Source organism: Pseudomonas sp. LB-090624, assembly GCF_003205205.1.
GTDB lineage: Bacteria > Pseudomonadota > Gammaproteobacteria > Pseudomonadales > Pseudomonadaceae > Aquipseudomonas.
This window is the reverse complement of record NZ_QJRL01000012.1, coordinates 125,958-149,089: the sequence shown is the minus strand read 5'-3', so window position 1 is coordinate 149,089 and position 23,132 is coordinate 125,958. Positions and strand designations below refer to the sequence as shown.

General features: G+C 63.8%; 18 protein-coding genes. 8 read left to right on the top strand and 10 right to left on the bottom strand.

Translation table 11 applies throughout. The features are described 5' to 3' along the window. Positions 1–127 precede the first annotated feature (127 nt). Together DMX11_RS14145 and DMX11_RS14140 are read left to right on the top strand one after the other, a co-directional pair. A complete protein-coding gene (locus tag DMX11_RS14145; RefSeq protein WP_110745083.1) occupies positions 128–2,278 on the top strand; it encodes a TonB-dependent siderophore receptor in 2,151 nt (716 codons plus the stop codon). A gap of 211 nt (positions 2,279–2,489) precedes the next feature. Continuing rightward, entirely contained in the window at positions 2,490–3,827 is a 1,338-nt protein-coding gene (locus tag DMX11_RS14140) for an MFS transporter (protein ID WP_110745082.1), read from the top strand. A gap of 32 nt (positions 3,828–3,859) precedes the next feature. On the opposite strand, the gene DMX11_RS14135 is transcribed toward DMX11_RS14140, so the two are convergent. The 3 genes from DMX11_RS14135 to DMX11_RS14125 are packed head-to-tail and all read right to left on the bottom strand — an operon-like array spanning position 3,860 to position 9,465. After that, positions 3,860–7,006 carry a CusA/CzcA family heavy metal efflux RND transporter gene (locus DMX11_RS14135; protein ID WP_110745081.1) on the bottom strand — a complete coding sequence of 1,049 codons (3,147 nt, stop codon included), beginning with the start codon at positions 7,004–7,006 and terminating at the stop codon, positions 3,860–3,862. Between the two features lie 16 nt (positions 7,007–7,022). After that, positions 7,023–8,219, bottom strand: coding sequence for an efflux RND transporter periplasmic adaptor subunit (locus tag DMX11_RS14130; protein WP_110745080.1), 1,197 nt, complete (start codon positions 8,217–8,219; stop codon positions 7,023–7,025). Beyond that, entirely contained in the window at positions 8,212–9,465 is a 1,254-nt protein-coding gene (locus DMX11_RS14125) for a TolC family protein (RefSeq protein ID WP_110745079.1), read from the bottom strand. Before DMX11_RS14125 ends, DMX11_RS14130 begins: the two co-directional genes overlap by 8 nt. Before the next feature lie 225 nt (positions 9,466–9,690). Between DMX11_RS14125 and aroQ the strand changes: the two genes are divergently transcribed. Both aroQ and DMX11_RS14115 read left to right on the top strand, forming a co-directional pair. Further along, positions 9,691–10,140: a type II 3-dehydroquinate dehydratase gene (aroQ, locus tag DMX11_RS14120; RefSeq protein ID WP_110745078.1), complete on the top strand. Its 450-nt coding sequence runs from the start codon at positions 9,691–9,693 to the stop codon at positions 10,138–10,140. Further along, entirely contained in the window at positions 10,137–10,985 is an 849-nt protein-coding gene (locus DMX11_RS14115) for a shikimate dehydrogenase (RefSeq protein ID WP_110745077.1), read from the top strand. The genes aroQ and DMX11_RS14115 overlap by 4 nt, the downstream gene beginning before the upstream one ends. A 207-nt stretch (positions 10,986–11,192) precedes the next feature. Here DMX11_RS14115 and DMX11_RS14110 read toward each other — a convergent pair whose 3' ends face one another. Further along, complete coding sequence (locus DMX11_RS14110; protein WP_110745076.1) at positions 11,193–11,708, bottom strand: thioredoxin family protein; 516 nt, start codon at positions 11,706–11,708, stop codon at positions 11,193–11,195. Positions 11,709–11,718: 10 nt separating this feature from the next. Beyond that, entirely contained in the window at positions 11,719–11,994 is a 276-nt protein-coding gene (locus tag DMX11_RS14105; protein WP_110745075.1) for a DUF2790 domain-containing protein, read from the bottom strand. 219 nt (positions 11,995–12,213) lie between these two features. Between DMX11_RS14105 and DMX11_RS14100 the strand changes: the two genes are divergently transcribed. From DMX11_RS14100 to DMX11_RS14085, 4 genes are all read left to right on the top strand, one after another. Continuing rightward, positions 12,214–12,954 (top strand): response regulator, encoded by a 741-nt coding sequence (locus tag DMX11_RS14100; RefSeq protein ID WP_110745074.1) that lies wholly within the window; start codon positions 12,214–12,216, stop codon positions 12,952–12,954. Further along, the gene (locus DMX11_RS14095) at positions 12,951–14,237 is read left to right on the top strand and encodes an ATP-binding protein (protein WP_110745073.1); all 1,287 of its coding nucleotides are present in this window, start codon (positions 12,951–12,953) and stop codon (positions 14,235–14,237) included. Before DMX11_RS14100 ends, DMX11_RS14095 begins: the two co-directional genes overlap by 4 nt. A gap of 120 nt (positions 14,238–14,357) precedes the next feature. Next, the gene (locus DMX11_RS14090) at positions 14,358–14,975 is read left to right on the top strand and encodes a ferric reductase-like transmembrane domain-containing protein (RefSeq protein ID WP_110745072.1); all 618 of its coding nucleotides are present in this window, start codon (positions 14,358–14,360) and stop codon (positions 14,973–14,975) included. 14 nt (positions 14,976–14,989) lie between these two features. Continuing rightward, positions 14,990–15,478 (top strand): DoxX family protein, encoded by a 489-nt coding sequence (locus tag DMX11_RS14085; protein WP_110745071.1) that lies wholly within the window; start codon positions 14,990–14,992, stop codon positions 15,476–15,478. A 41-nt stretch (positions 15,479–15,519) separates the two neighbouring features. Here DMX11_RS14085 and DMX11_RS14080 read toward each other — a convergent pair whose 3' ends face one another. From DMX11_RS14080 to DMX11_RS14060, 5 genes are all read right to left on the bottom strand, one after another. Continuing rightward, a complete protein-coding gene (locus tag DMX11_RS14080; protein WP_110745070.1) occupies positions 15,520–16,215 on the bottom strand; it encodes a DUF2063 domain-containing protein in 696 nt (231 codons plus the stop codon). Then, entirely contained in the window at positions 16,208–17,056 is an 849-nt protein-coding gene (locus tag DMX11_RS14075; protein ID WP_110745069.1) for a DUF692 domain-containing protein, read from the bottom strand. The genes DMX11_RS14080 and DMX11_RS14075 overlap by 8 nt, the downstream gene beginning before the upstream one ends. Positions 17,057–17,134: 78 nt before the next feature. Next, positions 17,135–17,626 (bottom strand): EF-hand domain-containing protein, encoded by a 492-nt coding sequence (locus tag DMX11_RS14070; RefSeq protein WP_110745068.1) that lies wholly within the window; start codon positions 17,624–17,626, stop codon positions 17,135–17,137. 174 nt (positions 17,627–17,800) lie between these two features. Continuing rightward, entirely contained in the window at positions 17,801–18,349 is a 549-nt protein-coding gene (locus DMX11_RS14065; RefSeq protein WP_110745067.1) for a DUF4174 domain-containing protein, read from the bottom strand. Between the two features lie 226 nt (positions 18,350–18,575). Next, positions 18,576–23,069, bottom strand: coding sequence for an NEL-type E3 ubiquitin ligase domain-containing protein (locus DMX11_RS14060; protein WP_110745066.1), 4,494 nt, complete (start codon positions 23,067–23,069; stop codon positions 18,576–18,578). Positions 23,070–23,132 lie beyond the last annotated feature (63 nt).

The window sequence follows — 23,132 nt, the reverse complement described above, 5'->3', positions numbered from 1 at the left end:
CCCTCAACCCCCGCGCTTCCCCCGCCGTCTTCCCCGCAGCCTCACTTCATTTCGCCTGACTTCAGCCGGGCGCGCCTGCCTGCGCGCTCGCCGTCAGCCATGACCTTTGCATGGAAGACTTGCCAACATGCTTCGCAATACCTCTCTGGTGCTCCTCATGGGCACCTGCAGCATTGCCTGGGCGGACAACGCCGCCGTGGAACTCAGCGCCACCACCATCGACGGTGAACGCGAAAACCCCAGCGGTGTGCAACTGGACGAGCCGATCCGCACCGGCTCGCGGCTGGGCCTCACCGCGCGGGAAACACCGGCCTCGGTCAGCGTCTCGGACCGCCGCCTGATCGAAGAACGCGGCGCCAAGGACAGCCAGGACGTGATCAACGCCATGACCGGCGTCAACGCCTCGGCCAACCCCGGCTTCGGCGGCTTCGTCGCGTACCGCGGCTTCACCCAGAACCAGGTCACACAGTTGTACAACGGCATCAACCTGGGCTACAGCAGCGCCACCCGGCCGGTAGATGCCTGGGTGCTCGACCGCGTCGAGCTGATCGGTGGGCCGTCGTCATTCCTGCACGGCGCAGGAGCGGTAGGTGGCTCGATCAACTACATCACCAAGCTGGCCAGCCGCGACCAGCAAACCCTTGACGGGCGTATCCGCTACGGGAGTTTCGACGACAGCGAAGTGGCCTTCGGCATCAACCAGGCGCTGGCCAGCAACCCCGCCGATGCCCGCCACTTCATGCGCCTGGATTTCAGCCGCGGGCACGGCAACGGCTATGTCGACCGTAACGAGCGCAGCACCGACAGCCTGGCCTTCTCGCTGCTCAGCGACCTGGCGCCCAACCTGACCCACACCCTTTCGCTGGAGTACCAGGAAGACCGCGAAGACAGCCCTTATTGGGGGTCACCGATCCTGCCTGGGCGCAGTACGATGAAAATCGACAAGAGCCGCCGCTTCGAGAACTACAACGTTGGCGACGGTCGGTATGAGCAACGGGTGCGCTGGCTGCGTTCGATCCTCGACTACCAGATCAGTGACAGCACCAGCGTGCAGAACACGCTGTACCACTACAACGCCCAGCGCGATTACCGCAATCTGGAACGCTATGCCTACACGCCCGGTGGCCAGGTTCAGCGCAGCAGCCCTTACCTGCAGCGCCACGACCAGAACCTGCTGGGCGACCGCATCGAACTGCGCCACGACAACCACCTGCTCGGCCTGGCCAGCCAGTGGTCGCTGGGGCTTGAATACTCGCGCATGCGCCAGACCCTCTCCCCCACCTCGGGCAGCTGGACCGATGTGGTCGATGCCGAGCACTTCGACCCCGGTAGCTTCGATGACATACCAGGCGTAAACGCCGGCCTGACCAAGCAGCGCCGCCACGAAGTGAGCAACCGTGCAGTGTTTGCTGAAAACCGTCTGCAATTGACCGAACGTCTGGCTCTGCTGACTGCCCTGCGGTACGACTACCTGAGCATGGAAGTGACCAACTACGGTGCAGTGACGCCCACTTCGCCGGCGTATTTCGAACGGCGCTGGGAACCGCTGTCCGGGCGCATCGGCCTGACCTATGCGCTGACACCTTCGGCCAGCCTCTACGCCCAGTACAGCACCTCCGCCGACCTGCCAGCCGGCTCGTTGGCGGCCGCCACCTACTCCAACGTCGGGCTGTTCGACCTGTCCAAGGGCGAGCAGTGGGAAGTGGGCAGCAAGTTCGACTTCCTCGACGGCCGTGGCGCGGCCACGCTGGCGCTTTACCAAATCGTGCGCAAGGACTTTGCCGTGCGCGACGCCAACGACGCCAACCTCACGGTGCAGGCCGGGCAACAGACCTCGCGCGGGGTCGAGGTGTCCGGGCGCTTGCAGGTCACGCCAACGTTGCTGGCCGAGGCCAACTACGCCTATGTCGATGCGCAGTACGATGAGTTCAATGAGGCGGTCAACGGCGTGTCGGTGTCGCGCAAGGGCAATGCGCCAGTGAACGTGCCGGCCAACGTCGCCAACCTGTGGCTGACCTACAGCCTGTCATCGGCCTGGTCAGTAGGGGCAGACGGGCGCTACGTAGGCTCGGTGTACGCCGATAACGCCAACAGCCTGAAAGCCCCGGCCTATACGCTGTTCGGCGCGTTCGCCCGCTATCGGCTGGATGCGCACACCACGCTGACCGGGCGGGTCCGCAACCTGACCGACGAGGTGTACGCCAAACAGGCGTACAACAGCCAGTACTACATGGGGCCTCCGCGCACCTTCGAGCTGGCGCTGGATATGCGTTTCTGAACGTGCCTGCCTGCGCGGCGCCTGCTCGCCACGCCGACCCGTTGGAGTCGGCTGGCGTAAACCGCTGCGGCGGCTTATTCAGGTATCCCGAGGTCGTCCTCGACAAAGCGCTTTGCAGCGCCCGGTTATCTACTGGCTAGCACAACAATGATGGCGCGGCCTGACCGCGCCACTTTCATCATGCCTGCCAATGGAACCGGAGAGCACACGCATGTCCGCACCTCACGAGGTATCCCCCGCCACCCTGCGCAGGGTGATCGCCGCGTCGGCCATCGGCAACTTCGTCGAATGGTTCGACTTCGCCGTCTACGGCTTTCTCGCCACGCTGATCGCCAGCCAGTTCTTTGCCAGCGAAGACGCCAGCGTGGCCTTGCTCAAGACCTTTGCCGTGTTCGCCGTGGCCTTTGCCCTGCGCCCGTTGGGGGGCATCGTGTTCGGCGCCCTCGGCGACCGCCTGGGGCGCAAGCGCATCCTGTCGCTGACCATCCTGCTGATGGCCGGCTCAACTACCTTGATCGGCCTGCTGCCGACCTACGCCAGCATCGGCCTCGCCGCCCCGGCGTTGCTGACCCTGGCGCGCTGCCTGCAGGGCTTTTCTGCAGGTGGCGAGTATGCCGGGGCCTGCGCCTACCTGATGGAGCACGCGCCCAACGACAAGCGCGCCTTTTATGGCAGCTTCGTGCCGGTGTCGACGTTTTCCGCATTTGCCTGTGCAGCGGTGATCGCCTATGGGCTTGAAGCCAGCCTGTCGAGCGAGGCAATGAATGCGTGGGGCTGGCGTATTCCGTTCCTGATTGCCGCGCCGCTGGGCCTGGTTGGCCTGTACTTGCGTTGGCGCATGGAGGAAACCCCGGCGTTCCGTGAAGCGGTAGCCCAAGGCAAGGAGCATGAACATTCGCCGCTCAAGGAAACCCTGCGCCATCATGGCCGGGCGATTCGCAACCTGGGGGCGTTCATTTCGCTGACGGCGCTGTCGTTCTACATGTTCACCACCTACTTCGCCACCTACCTGCAACTGGTCGGCAACCTGAGCCGGGCACAGTCACTGCTGGTCACCACCGTGGCCCTGCTGTTCGCCGCCGTTGGCTGCCCGCTGGCCGGCGCATTCTCGGACCGCGTCGGGCGGCGCAAGACTATCGGCTTTACCTGCCTGTGGGTCATGCTGTGCGTGTTCCCGGCCTACTGGCTGGCCAGTTCGGGGTCGATCTCGGGGGCGCTGCTGGGGGTGATTCTGCTGGCGGTAGGTGCGCTGTGCAGTGGCGTGGTGACGGCAGCCTTGCTTTCGGAGAGCTTCCCTACCCGCACCCGCTACACCGCCTCGGCGATTACCTACAACGTGGCCTATACCCTGTTCGGTGGTACCGCGCCGCTGGTGGCAACCTGGCTGATCGGGCAGACCGGCAGCAGCCTGGCACCGGCGTTCTACCTGGTGGCGATTGCGCTGGTGGCGCTGGTAGGTGGGTTGGCGTTGCCAGAGACATCACGGATTTCGCTGCATGATGAACCCGGGGTGGACGGTATGCGGCCAGGAGCGCAGGGTACCGTTTGAGCGTTTGGGGCCGCTGTGCGGCCCCAATGATTTCAGCCCTCCTGCACCTCTTCGCGGCGATACGCCCACTGATACAACGCCGGCAACACCAGCAAGGTCAGCGCAGTGGAAGACAGAATCCCGCCAATCACCACCGTTGCCAGTGGCCGCTGCACTTCAGCACCGGTCCCGGTCGCCAGGGCCATCGGAATGAACCCCAGCGACGCCACCAGCGCGGTCATCAGCACGGGCCGCAAACGGGTCAGCGCCCCCTCTTCCACCGCCGCGCGCAGTGGCCGCCCTTGCTCGCGCAGGCCGCGGATAAAGGCAATCATCACCAAACCGTTGAGCACCGCCACACCCGACAGGGCAATGAACCCGACGCCGGCAGAAATGGACAACGGAATGTCCCGCAACCATAGCGCCAGCACCCCGCCGGTCAGGGCAAACGGAATGCCGGTAAACACCAGCAGGCCATCCCTGAGGTTGTTGAACATCATCAGCAGCAGCGCCATGACCAACAACAAGGCTACCGGTACCACCACTTGCAAGCGTTCGGCCGCCGACTGCAGTTGCTCGAACTGGCCACCCCAACGTGTCCAGTAACCCGGCGGGATCTGCACCTGGCCAAGCAGGGTCTGTTCGGCCTCATCGACGAACGAACCCAGGTCACGCCCACGCACGTTGGCACTGACCACCACCACCCGCTTGCCATCCTCCCGGCTGACCTGGTTCGGCCCCAGTTGCAGGTTCAGCGTGGCAACCTGCGACAACGGGATGAAGCCGATTTGCCCACCCCCCGCAGCAGCACTGGCCGGTACCGGAATCAACAAGCTGGCCAGCCCGTCGACGTCGGTGCGCAAGGTTTCCGACAGGCGCACCACCATGTCGAAACGGCGGTCGCCCTCATATAACGTCCCGACCTTGCGGCCACCCACGGCGATGGCGATGGCATCCTGCACATCGCCCACGTTCAGGCCATGGCGGGCAGCCTTGTCGCGGTCGATGTCGATGGTCAGCACCGGCAGGCCAGTGGTCTGCTCCACTTTTACCTCGGACGCACCTGGTACGTTCTGCAAGCTGCTGGCGATCTGCGCGGCAGTAAGGTTGAGTACCTCCATGTCGTCACCGAACAACTTCACCGCCACATCGCTGCGCACCCCGGAAATCAGCTCGTTGAAGCGCAGCTGGATCGGCTGGGACAGTTCGTAGTTGCTGCCCGGCACGCTGGCCGCAGCACGTTGCACCTCAGCGATCAGCGCCTCCCTTGGTTTGCCCGGGTCTACCCATTGCTCACGCGGACGCAGCATCACGTAGGCATCGGAGATGTTGGGCGGCATCGGGTCGGAGGCAATCTCGGCAGTACCAGTCCGCGCAAACACCCGCTCCACTTCCGGTACCTGGGCAATGATCGACCGCTCCAGACGCTGTTGCATATCCACCGACTGGGACAGGCTGGTGCCCGGCACCCGCAGGGCCTGCAGGGCAAAGTCGCCCTCGCTGAGGCTGGGGATGAATTCGCTGCCCATGCGGCCGGCCATCCCCCCCGACAACAGCACCAGCCCGGCTGCACCCGCGAACGCCAGCTTGCGCCGGCCCAGCACCCAGGCCAAAACCGGGGCATAGCGCTGGCGCGCCGTGCGCATCAGCAGCCCTTCTTCTTCCTTCACCTTGCCGGTGACGAACAGGGCAATCGCTGCCGGCACGAAGGTAACCGAAAGGATCATCGCACCGAGCAACGCCATGACCACGGTGAACGCCATGGGGTGGAACATCTTGCCCTCGACGCCGGTCAGGGCAAAGATCGGCAGGTACACCACCATGATGATCAATTGTCCGTAGATCAGCGGCCGGCGCGCTTCGCGGGCAGCGGCGAACACCTCATGGAAACGCTCGACGCGGGTCAACATGCGGCCGTGACGTTGCTGGGCATGGGCGAGGCGGCGGATGGCGTTTTCCACGATCACCACCGCACCGTCGACGATGATGCCGAAGTCCAGCGCGCCCAGGCTCATCAGGTTGGCACTGACCTTGTTGCTGAACATGCCGGTGAAGGTGAACAGCATCGACAACGGGATGACCATGGCAGTGATCAACGCGGCGCGAATGTTACCCAGGAACAGAAACAGCACGGCGATCACCAGGATCGCGCCTTCGACCAGGTTCTTCTTCACCGTGGCAATGGCTTTTTCCACCAGGTTGGTGCGGTCGTACACGGTCACCGCGACCACACCCTTGGGCAGGTTGCGGTTGATCTCCACCAGCTTGGCAGCAACCGCCTGCGACACCGTACGGCTGTTCTCGCCAATCAGCATGAACACCGTACCCAACACCACCTCGCGACCATTCTCGGTGGCCGCGCCCGAGCGCAATTCTTCGCCAAGGCCCACCTCGGCAACATGGCTGACGCGGATCGGCGAGCCCTCGATGCTGGCGATGACGATGTTGGCGATGTCATCGGCCGAGGCCACCTGGCCAGGGGCGCGGATCAGCAATTGCTCGCCATTGCGCTCGATATGACCGGCGCCAACGTTGGCGTTGTTGCGCTCCAGTGCCGCGATCAGGTCGTTGAGGGTGAGCTTGTAGGCCGCCAGGCGCTTGGGCTCCGGTGCAATCAGGTACTGCTTGGCATGGCCGCCGATGCTGTTTACCTCGGCCACCCCCGGCACATTGCGCAACTGTGGCTTGATGATCCAGTCCTGGATCACCCGCAGGTCCGTCGGGGTATAGGGCGTGCCGTCCGCCTTGCGAGCGCCCTCCTCGGCTTCCACCGTCCACAGGAAGATTTCCCCAAGGCCGGTTGAAATAGGCCCCATGCCGGCTTCTATGCCCTCGGGCAGCTGCTCGCGGGCCACTTGCAAGCGCTCGTTGACCAGCTGGCGGGCGAAGAAGATATCGGTACTGTCATCGAAAATGACCGTGACCTGCGACAGGCCCGAGCGTGACAGCGAGCGGGTCTGCTTGAGCCCGGGCAGGCCAGCCATGGCGGTTTCGATGGCGAAGGTGATGCGCTGCTCGGTCTCCAGCGGCGAGTAGCCGGGGGCGGCAGTGTTGATCTGTACCTGGACGTTGGTGATGTCCGGTACTGCGTCGATCGGCAGCTTCTGGTAACTGTGAATACCCACCGCGGCCATCAGGACCACAGCCAGCATCACCACCAGGCGCTGCTCGATGGCAAATTGGATCAGGCGTTCGAACATGCAGGTGTCCCCGTAATCAATGGCTGTGCTCGGCTGAGCCCTTGCCCAGCTCCGACTTGAGGACAAAGCTGCCGGCGGCCGCTACCTGGGTACCGGCGGCGAGGCCGCTGGTGATTTCCACCTGCCCGGCATCGCGGCGGCCGGTCTGTACCGGCCGTGCCTCGAAGCCTTCCTCGGTACGGGCAAACACCACGGTCTGCTCCTCCCAGGTCTGCAGGGCGTTTTCCGGCACTGCCACGGCGGCATTGAAGCGCTCGACGCTGACCGCAACATTGACGAACAGGCCCGGGCGCCACGCGCCGCTCGGGTTGGCCAGGGTGGCCCGCACGGTGGCGGCGCGGTTCTGCTCACCGAGCAGGCTGCCGACGTAGTTGACCTTGCCATCGACCCGGGCGCCCAGGTCCGGCGCGTTGACCGTGACCTCGCGGCCGGTCACCACCTGGTCCAGGTCACGCGGGGCGACGGCGAAGGTCGCCCATACCCGGCGCAGGTCCGACAGCGTGAAGGCATTGCTGGTCTCGTCGACCACTTCGCCTACGCTCAGGTGCTTTTCCACCACCACTGCATCGAACGGCGCGCGCAGCTCATAGCGGTTGCCGGCACCGGCCGGGCCCACGGCGGCGACCTTCTGCCGGGCATTGGCGAAGGCGATCTCAGCCTCCTGCAGCGCCTGGCGCGCCTGCAGGTAATCCTGCTCGGCGCTGATGCGCTCCTGCCACAGTTGCTGTTCTCGCTGAAAGGTCAGGCGCGCCATTTCCAGCCGACGTTGGGCAGCCTGCTGCTCGCTGCGCAGGTCGGAAATCTGCTGGCTGGCAATCACCGCCAGCACCTGGCCCCGGGTTACCGCCTGACCCAGCTCGGCCTGCACCGCCTCGACCACGCCCGGCACACGGGGTACGACGTGGGCGGTCCGGTCCTCGTCGAAGCGGATTTCCCCCGGGAAGCTGATGGCGGTGCCCAGCTCACGGGGGCCTGCGACCGTCAGTTGCACGCCGGCCGCTTCGATCTGCGCGGTGGACAGGTGCAGCTGGCCTTCTTCAGCATGACCTTCCGTGGGCTTTTCCTCAGCGTGGTCGTGGCTGTCTGCGCCATGCTCGGCGTGGCGGGCTTGCGCCTTCGACGCCTGGCCGAGGTTGCCGGTCCAGGCCAGGCTACCGATGCCTAGCGCAGCGATGGCGGCGGCCAGAAGGGCGAACTTGCGTGGGTTAGTCATTGTTGCTCCTGCTGTTCAATTGGTTGCCAAGGCCATCGAGGTCGCCGTAGATGCGCTCGACCTGCGCGCGCGCGTCGGTCGCCGAGGCCAGGGCCTCGAGGTAGAACCCGCGGGCCTCGATCAGCGTGCGTTGGGCATCGAGCACATCGATGAAGGCGAACTTGCCCATTTCGAAACCACGGGTCGCGGTGTCCACTGCCTGCTGCGCTGCAGGCAGGATGGTCTGGTCATAGGCGTCCACTTCCTGCATGGCGGTGGCCCACTGGCTGACGGCGCTATGGGTTTCACTGCGCAGGCGCAGCTCCACGGCGTTACGCAGGTCACGTGCCTGGTCGGCCCGGCGCGCGGCCGCCAGCACATTGCCCTGGTTGCGGTCGAACAGCGGTAGCGGCATGGACAGGCCCACCACGTTCACCCGCTCGCGATCCTCGCGGCTGTACTGGCTACCCAGACTGACGGTGAGGTTGGGAACGCGCTGGGCCTTTTCCGAGCCCAAGCCTGCATCGCCACGTTCGACCTGGGTTGCAGCCAGGCGCCACGCCACGGTCTGTTCGACTTGAGCGAGCAAAGCATCTGCGTTGGGTGCAAGGCCAGGCGAAAGGCTGGCCACCTGCAGGTGGTCAAAGCCCGCCAGCGGGCTACCGGTCAACCGGGCCAAGGCTTGGTAAGCCACGCTGCGCTGGGTTTGCGCGCGGCGCACTTCGGCCTGGGCCTGGGCCAGCTGCACGCGGGCACGGGTGGCCTCCACCGGTGATGACTGGCCGGCGGTGACTCGCCCCTGGACCACGCGCAACCCGCGCTCGGTCAAGGCCTGCGACTGCTGCGCCAGCTCCAGCGCGGTCTGCGCGCGCAAGGCGGCGTGAAATGCCTGCACCACATCTGCCCGCAGGCCATTACGCTGGCGCTCCAGGTCGAGCTGGGCAATGGCTTGGCTGGCGCTGGCCACGGCAATACGGGCGCCGCGCTTGCCGCCCAGTTCCAACGCCTGGCTGAGGGTGACGGTGGTGGTGCTGGTGTCGCGACGGGTGTCTTCGACCTCCCAGGCCAGCTCCGGGTTGGGGATAAGCCCCGCCTGGCGCCGCTCGCCATCGGCAATGCCGATTTCACGGCCAGCCGCAGCCAGCTCCGGGTTGCGGGCAAAGGCGGCGGCAAGCGCCTGGGGCAGGCTCAGGCTCTGGCTGGCCTGCGCGCTGGCGGCACCGGCCAGCAACAGGCAGAGCAAGGCGATCTTGCGGGGGATGGGCACGGACAGGTCCTCGTCGGCGAAGCGTTGGCGAGGGACTGTAGAAAGCCGTGCTTATCGGGGCGGTGGCGGGAAAATTACAATTCTGTAATCCATTCACAGCAGCCCGTGTGCGTCGACGGTTCGATAATCGCCCACTTTCCCGGGACGGCGATCTAGTCCAATTGACGAAACTAACCAGTCAGTACAAAACTACGCACAACCAACAACAACAAAGCGATGCCCGTCATGAAGCCCCTTATTCTCGTGCTCAACGGCCCCAACCTGAACATGTTGGGCACCCGCGAGCCTGCCCAGTATGGCCATGAAACCCTCGCCGACGTCGGCCAGGGCTGTGCCGATACTGCCCATGCCCACGGCCTGGACCTCGAGTTCCGGCAAACCAACCACGAAGGCGAACTGATCGACTGGATCCACGCCGCGCGCAACCGTTGCGCCGGTATCGTCATCAACCCCGGTGCCTGGACCCACACCTCGGTGGCCATTCGCGATGCCCTGGTGGCCAGTGAAGTGCCCGTTATCGAAGTGCACCTGTCCAACGTGCACAAGCGCGAGCCGTTCCGCCACGTGTCGTTCGTCTCGTCGATCGCCGTCGGTGTCATCTGCGGCCTCGGCAGCCACGGCTACCGCATGGCCATCAGCCACTTCGCCGCAATGTTCCAGGAGCGCACCGCATGAGCCAGCAAGCCATCCTCGCCGGCCTGATCGGCCGCGGCATCCAACTGTCGCGCACCCCCGCCCTGCACGAACACGAAGGGGACGCCCAGGCCCTGCGCTACCTGTATCGGCTGATCGACGCCGACCAGCTGCAACTGGACGACAGCGCCCTGCCCGGCCTGCTCGACGCAGCGCAGCACACCGGTTTTACCGGCCTCAACATCACCTACCCGTTCAAGCAGGCGATACTGCCGCTGCTTGACGAACTGTCGGACGAGGCCCGCGGCATCGGCGCAGTCAACACCGTGGTGCTCAAGGACGGCAAGCGGGTCGGCCACAACACCGACTGCCTGGGCTTTGCCGAAGGCCTGCGTCGCGGGCTACCCGACGTAGCGCGCGGTCAGGTCGTGCAGATGGGCGCCGGTGGCGCCGGTTCAGCCGTGGCACATGCCCTGCTGGGAGAAGGGGTCGAGCGGCTGGTGCTGTTCGAAGTGGATGCCGCCCGCGCGCAAGCGCTGGTAGACAACCTGAACACTCATTTCGGTGCCGGGCGCGCGGTGGTCGGCACTGACCTGGCCCACGCGCTGGCGCAGGCCGACGGCCTGGTCAACACCACACCCGTGGGCATGGCCAAGCTACCGGGCACACCGCTGCCGGTGGAGCTGCTGCATGCGCGCCTGTGGGTGGCCGAGATCATCTACTTCCCGCTGGAAACCGAACTGCTGCGCGCCGCCCGCGCACTGGGCTGCCGCACACTCGATGGCAGCAACATGGCAGTGTTCCAGGCAGTGAAAGCGTTCGAGCTGTTCAGTGGCCGCCAGGCGGATGCGGCGCGGATGCAGGCGCATTTCGCCAGCTTCAGCTGAAAGACCGGTGTTAGCGGGTTCGCGGGCAAACCCGCTCTCATAGAACAAATCGTGACGTAGTGATTTGGCAGGGACTCTGTGAGAGCGGGCTTGCCCCGTCGAACACCGGCAAAGCCGGTGCCCTGCACCGCGCGGGCCCCTTCGCGGGCCAAGCCCGCACCCAGGAACCGCACGAAGCTTGCAGGCGGTGCAATCTGTGGAGGCAGGTCATCCTTTTTCATCCAATAGAGCCTGTATCACCTGCTCCTGCCCGCCATAATCCCCCTCGCCTACATGCACATGGCGCACCTGCCCCTTGCGGTCGACAAAATAATGCGCCGGCCAGAACTGGTTGCCCCAGGCATTCCACACTTTGTGATCGTTATCCACCGCCACCGGGTAACCGATGCCCAACCTGGCCACCTTGTCGCGCAAGGTGCCGACATCATGCTCGTAGTCGTACTCTGGCGTATGCACCCCGACCACCACCAGACCCTGGTCGGCATAACGCCGTGCCCAGTCGTTCACATACGGCAAGCTGCGCTGGCAGTTGATGCAGTCCCACGTCCAGAAGTCCACCAGCACCACCTTGCCCTTTAGCCCCTGGGTGTCCAAGGGTGCCGAGTTCAGCCACTGGCTGGCGCCCGACAGCGACGGCATGGCACCGTAGCTGTCGCGTGCCATCAGGTGCCCGGCCAAGCCCAAGCCGACCAACGCCAGGGCAAAGCCACCCATTTTCAGCATCTGCCGCCGATCAATTATCATGGCAACCGCCGGTGGCGTAGGTACGGTACTGCACGCTCTGCTGCCGGCCGTGGGAATCGAGATAATCCATGCGGGTGTTGACCAGCCCGCAAGCATTGCTCTGGTCATCCTGTACCGACAGCACTTTCTTCACATCCAGATGCTGGCCGTAGCGGTATTGCATGGCTTCGTCGTCCTGCATCGGGGCGGTGCTGGCCTGGGCGGCGATGGCGCCGAAGCTGAGCACGGCGAACAGGCTGGCGCTGGCGAAAGTCTTGACGTTCATGGCATCTCTCCTGGGTGTCACTTGGGTAAGGGAAGTCGTGCTCCCCGGTGAGAACCATTTCACGCCCGCCAGGTATCCCGTATGTGTCGCCCGAGGCTGTGATGTGCTTCCTGCTGTATCTGCGCCAGCGCCAGATACACTGCAATACAAACTCCCGCAGGCAAGCGCGAACACGCTCGGTACACTGCGCCCAACCCCACTTGCACAGGAACGCAGCGCATGGAACACGTCGATCACATCCTGATCGTCGACGACGACCGCGAGATCCGCGAACTGGTCGGCAATTACCTGAAGAAAAACGGCCTGCGCACCAGCATCGTCGCCGACGGCCGGCAGATGCGCGCCTTTCTCGAAGCCAACAGCGTCGACCTGATCGTGCTCGACATCATGATGCCCGGTGACGACGGCCTGCTGTTGTGCCGCGAGCTGCGCGCCGGCAAACACCGCAATACCCCGGTATTGATGCTGACCGCGCGCAATGACGAAACCGACCGCATCATCGGCCTGGAAATGGGCGCCGACGACTACCTGACCAAACCATTCTCGGCCCGTGAACTGCTCGCTCGCATCAACGCCGTGCTACGCCGCACGCGCATGCTGCCCCCCAACCTGACCATCAGTGAAAGCAGCCGCCTGCTTGGTTTCGGTCAATGGCGCCTGGACACCACCGCGCGCCACTTGCTCGACAGCGAAGGTACCCTGGTGGCCCTGAGCGGCGCCGAATACCGCCTGCTGCGGGTGTTCCTCGACCACCCGCAACGGGTGCTCAGCCGCGAACAGCTGCTGAACCTGACCCAGGGCCGCGAAGCCGATATCTTCGACCGTTCCATCGACCTGCTGGTCAGCCGCCTGCGCCAGCGGCTGGGCGATGACGCCCGCGAACCCGGCTGCATCAAGACCGTGCGCAGCGAGGGCTATGTGTTCTCGTTGCCGGTGCACTTGCTGGAGTCGCCGTCATGAAATGGCCGCGCACGTTAGCCTCGCGGCTGGCACTGATCTTTTTCACCGGCCTGGTACTGGCCTACGGCCTGTCGTTCAGCTTGCAGGCCTACGAGCGCTACATCAGTAGCCGCTCGATGATGCTCAGCAACCTGGAGCAGGACGTGGCCACCTCCGTGGCCATTCTCGACCGCCTGCCCGCAGCCGAACGTGGCGCCTGGCTACCGCGCCTGGAACGGCGTACCTACCGCTATCGCCTGGACCACGGCCTGGCTGGCGATGCGATGCCTAGCAGCGACCCACCGATGGCGGCGGATTCGATCGTCAAGGCCATCGGCAGCGACTATCACCTGACCTTTCAGGAGATCCCCGGCCCGAATACGCACTTCCAGGCCCACCTCAACCTGGCCGACGGTGCGCCGCTGACCATCGACGTTACCCCGACTCCCGTTCCGGTGGCCCGCTGGCTGCCTGTCGTACTGCTGATACAGCTGGCCGTGCTGATGCTGTGTACTTGGCTGGCGGTACGCCTGGCCATCGGCCCGTTGACCCGGCTGTCGCAGGCCGTGGACAACCTCAACCCGGACAAACCCGGCGTTCAGCTGGATGAAAGCGGCCCGCGCGAGGTGCGCTATGCCGCTGTGGCCTTCAATGCCCTGCAGGCGCGCATCGCTGCCCACCTCAAAGAACGCATGCAGCTGCTGGCAGCGATTTCCCACGACCTGCAAACGCCGATCACGCGCATGAAATTGCGTGTCGAAGTGATGGACGATGGGCTCGAAAAGGACAAGCTGTGGAGTGACCTGGGCGAGATGGAGCACCTGGTGCGCGAAGGCGTGGCCTATGCACGCAGCATGGACACCAGCACCGAAGCCCCTTGCCGGGTCAACCTCGACGCCTTCCTCGACAGCCTGGTGTTCGACTACCAGGACAGCGGCGCCCAGGTCGAGCGCCACGGCAACTGCGGCAGCTTGCTGGAAACCCGCCCGCATGCACTGCGCCGGGTACTGGTGAACCTGGTCGACAACGCCCTCAAGTTCGCCGGTGCCGCCGAGCTGGAAGTCTGTCGCGAGGGCAGCACGACGGTGATCCGCGTGCTCGACAACGGGCCCGGGATACCCGGCGGCGAACTGGACGAGGTACTCAAGCCGTTCTACCGCGTGGAGGGCTCACGCAACCGCAGCACCGGGGGTACCGGGCTGGGGTTGGCGATTGCTCACCAGCTGATTCAGGCCATGGGCGGCCGGCTGACCCTGAGCAACCGCGCCACTGGCGGGTTATGCGCACAAATAGAACTCAGGTAAAGGCAAGCGCCCGGCGTTTGCCCTACAAACCGATACACAACCCTACCCACCCCGACACACTGCAGATACGCCGCCGTCACACACTCCCGGTCACACCATCACACACCGGGAGCCCTTCTGATGAAAGCCCTTACCCTGCCGTCCGGCTGGAAGCTGTTCGCCACCCTCGCCGGCCTGACCCTGGCGATGACCGCCGTGGTCCTCGCCAGCCAGCCTGACCCGGACGGCCTGCGCAGTGCCATCCGCGCCACCGCGCGCAGCTCCTTCGCGCTGTTCTTGCTGGCATTCCTGGGGTCGTCGCTTGCGACCTTGCTGCCTGGCACGGCAAGCCGCCGCATCCTGCAGGAACGGCGCTACCTGGGCCTGGCCTTTGCCTTCTCACACACGGTGCATGGCCTGCTGATCTACCGCTACGCCCAAGAATTCCCGGCATTGTTCTGGGCCGGCCGCACGCTCACGTCCAGCCTGCCCGGCAGCGTCGGCTACCTGTTCCTGCTGCTGCTCACCATCACCTCGTTCAAGGCCCCCACGCGCCTGTTGGGCGGCAGTGCCTGGCGAGCCCTGCACAGCAGCGGCATGTGGCTGCTGGCTGCGGTGTTCTGCCTGTCGTTCTACAAACGCATTCCCATGGGGGGGTGGTACCCCCTGGCGTTCGCCCTGATGTTCAGCGCCGTCGCCGTCAAGCTCACCGCCAAACTCGCCCGTCAACAACGCCGCCGCGCCCAAGCCCTTTCCTGAACCGAGTACCGCCAATGACTACCTTGACCCGCACCCTGACCACCTTCGACCGCCTCGGTGCCTGGAGTGCCGACCTGCCCTTGCGACTGTTTCTGGCCTGGGAGTTTTTCGAATCCGGCCTGGAGAAGCTCAACGGCAGTAACTGGTTCGCCGACCTGCAGGCCAGCTTCCCGTTCCCGTTCAATCAACTGCCGGCGGAGTGGAACTGGCAGTTGTCGATGTGGGCAGAGCTGATATTGCCGCTGTTGCTGTTGCTGGGTCTTGGTACCCGGCTGGCGTCACTGGGACTGATGGTGGTGACGGTAGTAGCGATTGCTGCCGTGCACTGGCCGGCGCACTGGTCGAGCCTGGCTGAACTGGCCCAGGGCTATGCGATTACCGACCAAGGCTTTGGCAACTACAAGCTGCCGTTGATCTACCTGGTGGCGTTGCTGCCGCTGCTGCTCAAGGGGGCTGGGCGCCTGAGCCTGGATCATTGGCTGAGGGCGCGGTTGTGCAGCTGAAACCGTTGCGATGGGGCGCAATGCGCCCCTGATACGCGCACTCAGCGGGTACCGATGATCACGCCCTGCTGGCGCAACCCCTGCAGCAACGCCAAGCCCTGCGCCATATCCCCGCCCAACGCCTGCAGCCGCCCGCGGCCAGTCCCCTGCGCCACCAGCAACCGATACGCCATTGGCGCCAGCCGCGCGAAGCGCACCTGCAACCCGGCATCGCGATAGACCAGCAGCAAGGTCGGTGACTCTGGCGCAGCATCAGGCTGGTAATCCCTGCCGATACGCTCCACCGGCCACCGATAAGCCAAGACCCGTGCCACGCAAGACAACAGCGGCTCACGGTCCAGCAAGTCACCCGCAGGATCATGCATCGGGTCTTCGGCATCACTCAGGTACAGCTGCGCCTCGATCCACTCGTAGTGGGCCAGCTCCAGCTGCCAGGGCGCGTCCAGCGCCACCCCTTGCAAGTAGTCGACGAAAGCTTCGGCCACCTCGGTAAACAAGGGTGTCTGGCTGCGGTAACTGGCGTAGAAATCATGTACCCGGGCGTGCCAGCGTTGCTCACCCAGCGCCTGGCGCATCACCGGGAAGCTGCCAGCCAGCAGACCTTCGATAGCGCCATAGAACAGCTCGCGGTAAACCTTAAGCCGGCGTGCCTCAATGCCAGGCGGAGGGGCATGGCGCTGCGGGTCGCGCAGGTGCCGGGCCAGGGTGTATTGCTGCTCGCGCAACGTCTCATTCATTTGCTTGGCCTCCCACAGCGCACTGCACTTCACGAATGCGTGCTGTCTCGGCCAACAGCTCAGCCAGTGGCGGGTAGTTGAAGTCGCGCTCAAGCACCGTGGGTTGCACACCAAAGCGCCTGCAGGCAACGGCGTACAGCGCCCATACATCGTCCTTTACCGCAGCCCCATGGGTATCGACCTTCAGGTCCGGCGCTTCATCGTAATGGCCGGCCACGTGCATGCCGGTCACTCGCGCCTGAGGCAACCCTGCCAGGAATTGCTGGGCGTCATAGCCATGGTTGCAGGCGTTGACGAAGACGTTGTTGACGTCCAGCAGCAGGTCGCAATCGGCTTCATCGAGTACGGCACGAACAAAGTCGAGCTCGCTCATGGCCTGGTAAGGCGCGGCGTAGTAGCTGATATTTTCCACCGCGATGCGCCGTTCCAGTTGCTCCTGGGCCTGGCGTATGCGCGCGGCTACATGGCGTACGGCTTCGTCGGTGAAGGGAATGGGCATCAGGTCGTACAGGTGCCCGTCATCACTGCAGTAGCTCAGGTGCTCGCTGTACAGCCGCACCTGGTGGCGGTCAAGAAACTGCCGGGTCTGGCCGAGGAAATGCTGGTCAAGCGGCGCGCTGCCTCCCAACGACAACGACAAGCCATGGCAAGCAATGGGGAAACGCTCGGCCAGTTGAGCCAGGCCTTTGCCGTAGGCCCCGCCGACGGCAATCCAGTTTTCCGGTGCGCATTCGAGAAAGTCCACTGCGCCAGCCGGCATGGCCAGCAGCTCCGGCAGCAGGCCGCGACGCAGGCCAAGCCCTGCCCGTAAAGGTCGTGGGTGCAAAGGTGTGGGGTACATGAACAGGTCTCCGCAACAGGCACAACGCCCCGCCTGACCAGCAGGAGGGGCGTTGCGGCGTTTCAAGGGGGCAGAATGTCAGGGCTTGCCGGTCAGGTGGCTGAACACGCCTTCGGGCATGGCTTTGCCATTGGCCTGGTAGATCGCCTTGAGGTGATCCGCTGCCTCCTGTTCGGAGATGAAGCCGTCGTGGTTACGGTCGATCTTGGCGAAATCACCGGCACGGTCTTTGGCCACGGCAAGAAACTCATCGCGCGAGACTTTGCCATCGTGGTTGCTGTCGGTTTTGGCGAACGAGGCATCACCACACTTGCCTTCGCCACATTTACCCTCCGCCCCGGCTTTGGCGCTCGCCCCGCATTTGCCTTCACCGCATTTGCCTTCGTTCTGAGTGGCCTTGGCGCTGCCACCGCACTTGCCTTCACCACACTTGCCCTCGCCGGCGACCTTGGCTGAAGCCAACTGGTAACCCTGGGCCAACGGTTCGACGGCAAACGCACTGCTGCTCAATGCCATGCTGCCGATCAAGGCGGCGCCGAGCAGGCCGAGAGTGTTTCGTACTTGGGTCATGGTGATGCTCCACTGTGCTGGGGTAGTGGAGCCATTAAGCCGTTGCGGTTTGTCGTGGATGTATCGGGCAAGGGGCGCTTTTGTATGAAAACCCGTCTGCATGGCGGCCAGATACAGTGGGATACACAAAGACCGGCAAGTAGCCCCAGGCATCAGCCCAGGGCCGTCATACGTTCAGTCTTCCAGCGGTTTGGGCGGTGCTGCCGGCTTGGCAGGCTTGCTGTCCTTGGCCTTGGGCTTGGCTTCCGGTGCCGCGGCCACGGGCTCGGGCGCTGCTACCGCCTTTTCGCTGGCAGGCAGGTCATCGACGGCCTTGAAGATTACCGCCGGATCGAGTGGCGTGTTCTCTTCGTCATCCTTGAGGATATGCCGCTCACCGTCCTTGCCCACCAGAATCACCTTGGTGCCTTTGCTCGCGCCCAGCTTCAGTTCGCGGATCAGGGCCATGGTGGTCTGCTGCTCGAGGTTCTTGTCCTCACGTTTACCCATCATTTGCGCCACGCTGTACAGCACCAGGTTGCGCTCCTTGAACTTGGCCTGGGTAGCCGGGTCCTCCAGCGCCTTGTTCAGCGCTCGCAATGTCGGGTCGGCACTGCTCGGCGCAATGACCACCAATGGCCTGGCCTTGCCCAGTTCCTTGGCTAAAGGCGCATCACTGTCTGCGGCAAACAAGGGGGCGGCAACAGCAAGCAAGGTTGCTAGGGTCAGTGACCGGACGAGCATGCGTATCTCCTTATTGTCTCGATATACCAATGACTACAGATCACGGAGAAAAATCCGACAGGGAGCCTAAACCACTTCATCCACGAATGGGGTGCGCAAAAGTAACTGTCGATTTCCGAGCTTCCTGAAGCCAGAACTACGGTGCGGGAACAAACCGCTATCAGCTTGATTGAGCATAGCCCAAAGGTGCTTTGGCAGGGGCCAGCCCCCCTACCCGGCGCGCATGTCAACGCACGTCGATAGAAGGCCCCGTCGGCCCCACTTCCATCGCTTGCGTGGTCATATCCAGCATCAGCCCTCTGCGTGCAGCGCGCTGAGCATCACGAATGGCGTCCGCCTGATCGATCCTTGCCCCCTCGGTCAGCGCTTCATCGTCCAGTACCGTTTCAAGCTGCCTTCTGAACGGCAGGTCGACCGCCGCGAAACGGTCAGGGTGAGTACGCTCCAGGTGCGCCTGCCAGAACTCACGATCCACCATGGAGCGGGCAATCTCTTCCGGGGTTTCTGCAGCCCGCACCGCAGCCTCTGCTTCTGCAAGGTCCGCCTCCAGCACGCCCGAGATCGCGAGGAAGCTCATTTCTCCCACCTGCAGTGGCAAGTCGAGACGCTCCCTCAACCCGATCCGGAAAGCCAACCCTACCTCGCTTCCTTCCAGCATCCTGCCATGTCGCAGCGCCCATCGGGTAGCGAACCTGTCGACCGCATCGTGGCGCCATAGACGTCTTCCCAGGTCGAGCAAGGCCCGCTCGCTTTCCCCCTGGGCTGCATGTTCAACCTGCCAAACCAGCAGGTTCAGTTCAAGGTTGCTCAAGCACCAAGTGGCACCATCCTGGCAACCCCACTCATCATTGGCCACCGACAGCAGGTTCTGCCGCAACTCTGGCGTAATGGCCATGGCTTGCAATACCGCCATCACCCGATTGCCCAGTGCACGGGCATTGACACGAAAGTCTTCGGACAGCAACAACTGGCGAAGCACACGGAAAAAGCGGTCGGCATCCTCACCTGAGTCCAGCGAGTCCCAGGCAGCAAGCATCAAGCCGCGGTGCTCAGGGGCCACGGCATCCCCCCATACTTCACGGGCGCGCTGCAGCCGCAGAAGCGCTTGCTCCTCGTCCAGGCCAGGATCATCGCTACTCAATGCAGCCTGCAAACGTAACGTCTGGGCTTCGCCCAGCGGGTTCCCATTCAGACGAAACCGTCGCCGATGCCACACGGGCAACTGGAAGAAACTCTCTGGAATGTGCCTGATCCGGTTATCCCGCAAGTCAACGGACACCACTTGAGTGTTGTCGAACACGCCCAGTGGAAATTGCGCGATCTGTGTGTCGCGCAAGTTCAGCCAACGCAATTCAGTCAAACCTGCCAGCATGAACCTGCCCAAGGGGTTGTGGGACAGGTCGAGAGACTGCAGGCTGGCGCAACTGGCCAGTGTGGCGGTTTGTGCAATGTTCAGGACGATGCGGTTGTTGGTCAGGCTCAGATGCCGCAGCTGCTCTATTTGCAATAAAGGTTGCGGAAGGCGCGTCAGAAGGTTCCCTCCCAGGTCAAGGGTGTGCAGGCTAGGAAAAGCCAGCAGGAGGCTGCTGGGGACCTCCAGAAGGTCAAGGTGCAACAGCGACAAGCTGGTAACGCCCCTGAAGCTGACCTGCACGGGAATGTTGGGCAAGCCGCCTGGTTTGAAATTACAGAACATGACGTGGAGGTTTTCCTGGGCATTGATTTGCAGTTCCCCCACACCCACCGACCGCCTCCAGCAATTGAACAACGTCTGGCGCAACGCCTCGCGATCATCCATGACATCGCCCTGCGCGCGTGCGACCCAGGTATTCAGCGTCATGCGAAGCATCGCGAACTCATTGCGAAGGCTCGTCAGTACGTGTTCCAGTTGCTGCCCTGAGCGCCTGGCCTCATCGGCGAAAGTTTCGACCTGTTGATCACTCAACCACGGAAACAGATCGCGCAGCGTTGCCCTCAGGGCACTCCCTCTGGATGCAAAACCGCCCACTCCACCACCACCCAGTGGGTAGCCGATACGTCCATCGGCCAAGCGCATGGGCCGTCGAACAACACCCGGGCGTACCGCGCCCAGCAAACGGCTGATCTGGTCACGGTGGCGTACCGCTTCGCGCCCCAGCATCACCCTGAGGTTGTGCGAGAATGGATCGCCGATGCCCATCGCCTCCCGTTGTACATCGGTATAGGCAGGCGCCATGACGTCGAACAGCTCACCCGCCTCACCACGCGCCGTGCCGTGGCTGTCATACAGTTGAAAGCTACCGTCCAGGTGCACCAGATCGAACGCCCGCTGCCCCTGCTCGGACTTCGCCAGCATCGGCCCGCCCAGCCAACCTTCGTAAAGCCGCCAGCCTACCCCTCGTTCGCCCCCAGGCAGATACCGTAACAAGCCCACGACCACCCGGGCCAGGTCTGCATGCTGCGGCGTATCGAGGTACAGCGCTTCAAATACCCGTGCCTGCCGGGTCGCCAGCAAACTGCTCCTCGCCGCCTCGGCAAGCCCCAGGGCAACCCTGCCGCTGGATAGCAACCGTGTGCGATCAACGCTGCTGGCAGCCTGTACCAAGGCTTGCGCACCACGCACGTTCAGCCCAGGAAACACCCGGCGCAACGCCGTGCTGCCGAGGCTGTCATCGGGCTGCATTGCTTCAAAAAGGTGCTGCAACAGTGTTCGCCGCTGCGCCCATGCCAACCTCGCCAGCGCCTGATCTGTAAGCCCATCCGCGCCTGGCAAACGCCGAACGTGATCGAGCACGGTTGCATCTTCTACCGGCTCGCCGCTGCGCAAACGGCCAACCATGCTGCGGATGCGCTGATCAAGCTGGACCCGCTCCACACTGTCGATCAGCGCGGGGCTTGGTGCCTGGGCATGGACATGCAAGCCACGCACGTCGTCGCCATCAAGGCCGTGGAACAGCAGAACCTGATCGATCTGTTCATCATTCAGCCGGTTGAAAGGTTCACCCAAGCGCCGGAACATGCGGTATTTGTCGGGCCACACGGCAGGTTGCTCACTCCACAACCGCCAGGCACCAGCGCCATTGTGATGCAGCAACGGCCCGTGGCCGTCGACCGGATACAGCTGCCATTGATCACCGCCGGCCGCCTCCGTTACGCGATAGTGCTGCCCGTCCATTTCGATCCAGGCCAGCCCCTCCTGACGCCGGATCCCCAAAGCGTCCGGGTTTGAGGCCGCATCGGGGACCTGGCTTTGGAACGGGGTCAGGTCTTGTTGCCAGAGTTTCACCGTGCCGTCTTCCAGCCGAGCCGGCAGCATGGCATCGACCTTCGCAGACCGGGCCCAAACCCGTCTAGCCACACCCACCCCGGCTACCGTGGCCGCCACGATGGCAAGGTCTGTAGCCACATGGGTCAAATGGTCCAGCGCCTCCTGGCGGTCGTTTTCATGCCAAGCCTCAACGCCATGGTAGACCTCTTTCAGTAGCTCGCTGGCCGTCACGGCCAGCAGCGCCAGGCCGAGCCCAGGCACAAAGAAACTGGCCAGGTTGAGCAGCGCCCACCCTTCGGCTGCAAGGCGCAGGTCATGCTGGCGCTGAACCTCACGATCCAGTTTGGCCACCGGTACTGCGATCATCGCCGCATCGTCCTTGATCTGCTGGATACGGGCCTGTGCCTGGCTTATGAACAACGGCTGCGGGTAGGCCTGCAAGCGCGGCTCCAGATCGCGAAAAGCCCAGTCTGCCAGGTCATCGAAGCGCTCCGCGACCTGGGCGAAAAATGCCTGGCTGTCCCGTCGCAGCACGAAGCGGCTGAAAAAACGCCGATAGGCCTTGTCGCGCAAGCGCCGGCCCAATTCGCGGTTCAGTTTGTCGATACTCTCGAACACACTCCAGGGCGAACGAGGGTCCCCAGGTATGTAAAGAAACACCCGACGCGTCGTGTTGAACAGCACACCTTGCTCAACCACCGCGAATACCGTCACCTGTTCGATCTGGCAACCCAGCAATTTCAGCTGCCTGGCCTGCACCGAGTCGCCCGCCAGGCGCAGCAGCTTGCCCTTCTCGCACACCGCCACCAGCAAGCCGAGCTCGCTGTCATCCAGGGTTCCTTGTTGCCGGGCTTTGTAGGCGTCCACAAGCATGCGGTAGCGCAGGGCATCCACAAGCCGGGCCACCACGTGCTCGGCACTGCCAGCGGGCTTGAGGATGGAATCCAGATGACGTTGATAGCGTTCACCCAGGTCCAGCTCACGACAGAGTTTGGCAAGCTCGATGCTGGTGGGTGGTTTGACCGTACCGTGGGTGGGAACGAGCAGGCGATTACCGCGCGGCTGGCCACCTTCCTGCGCCTGAGCGGCGGTGAAATTGCGCATTGCCACTTCGAGCAGTGGCTGTTCTTCATAGACCACTGTGGTCAGGTGCGCGCCAACCGGCTGACTGTTGATCACAGCTTCGCGACGGCCCTGCAGAAACCTGAGCGAGTACGGGTTACGGCCAAGCCCATAACGCTCGTCGAGCGCCTTTCCCAGGGCTGAAGCGACGAAACCGTCAATGCCCTCGATGCCTCGCAGCATCGTGTTCACTTGCTCACAGCAGCGAAGGCTGTTTGCCAATGCCCTGCCAATCTCAGGCAGTTGCTCAGCGGGGGCGTGACGCAACCAGGGCGGCAAGCGCCTGCCGATGATGCCATCCTGGAAAGCGTCGATGGCGGCCTGCGCATCTGCCGGCACAGTGGTGTCCATGGCGGGGAGCCTCTTCATGAAAAGAAGCCAGACTAAGACGCCTGCTCCCCGCCAGGCGCTATA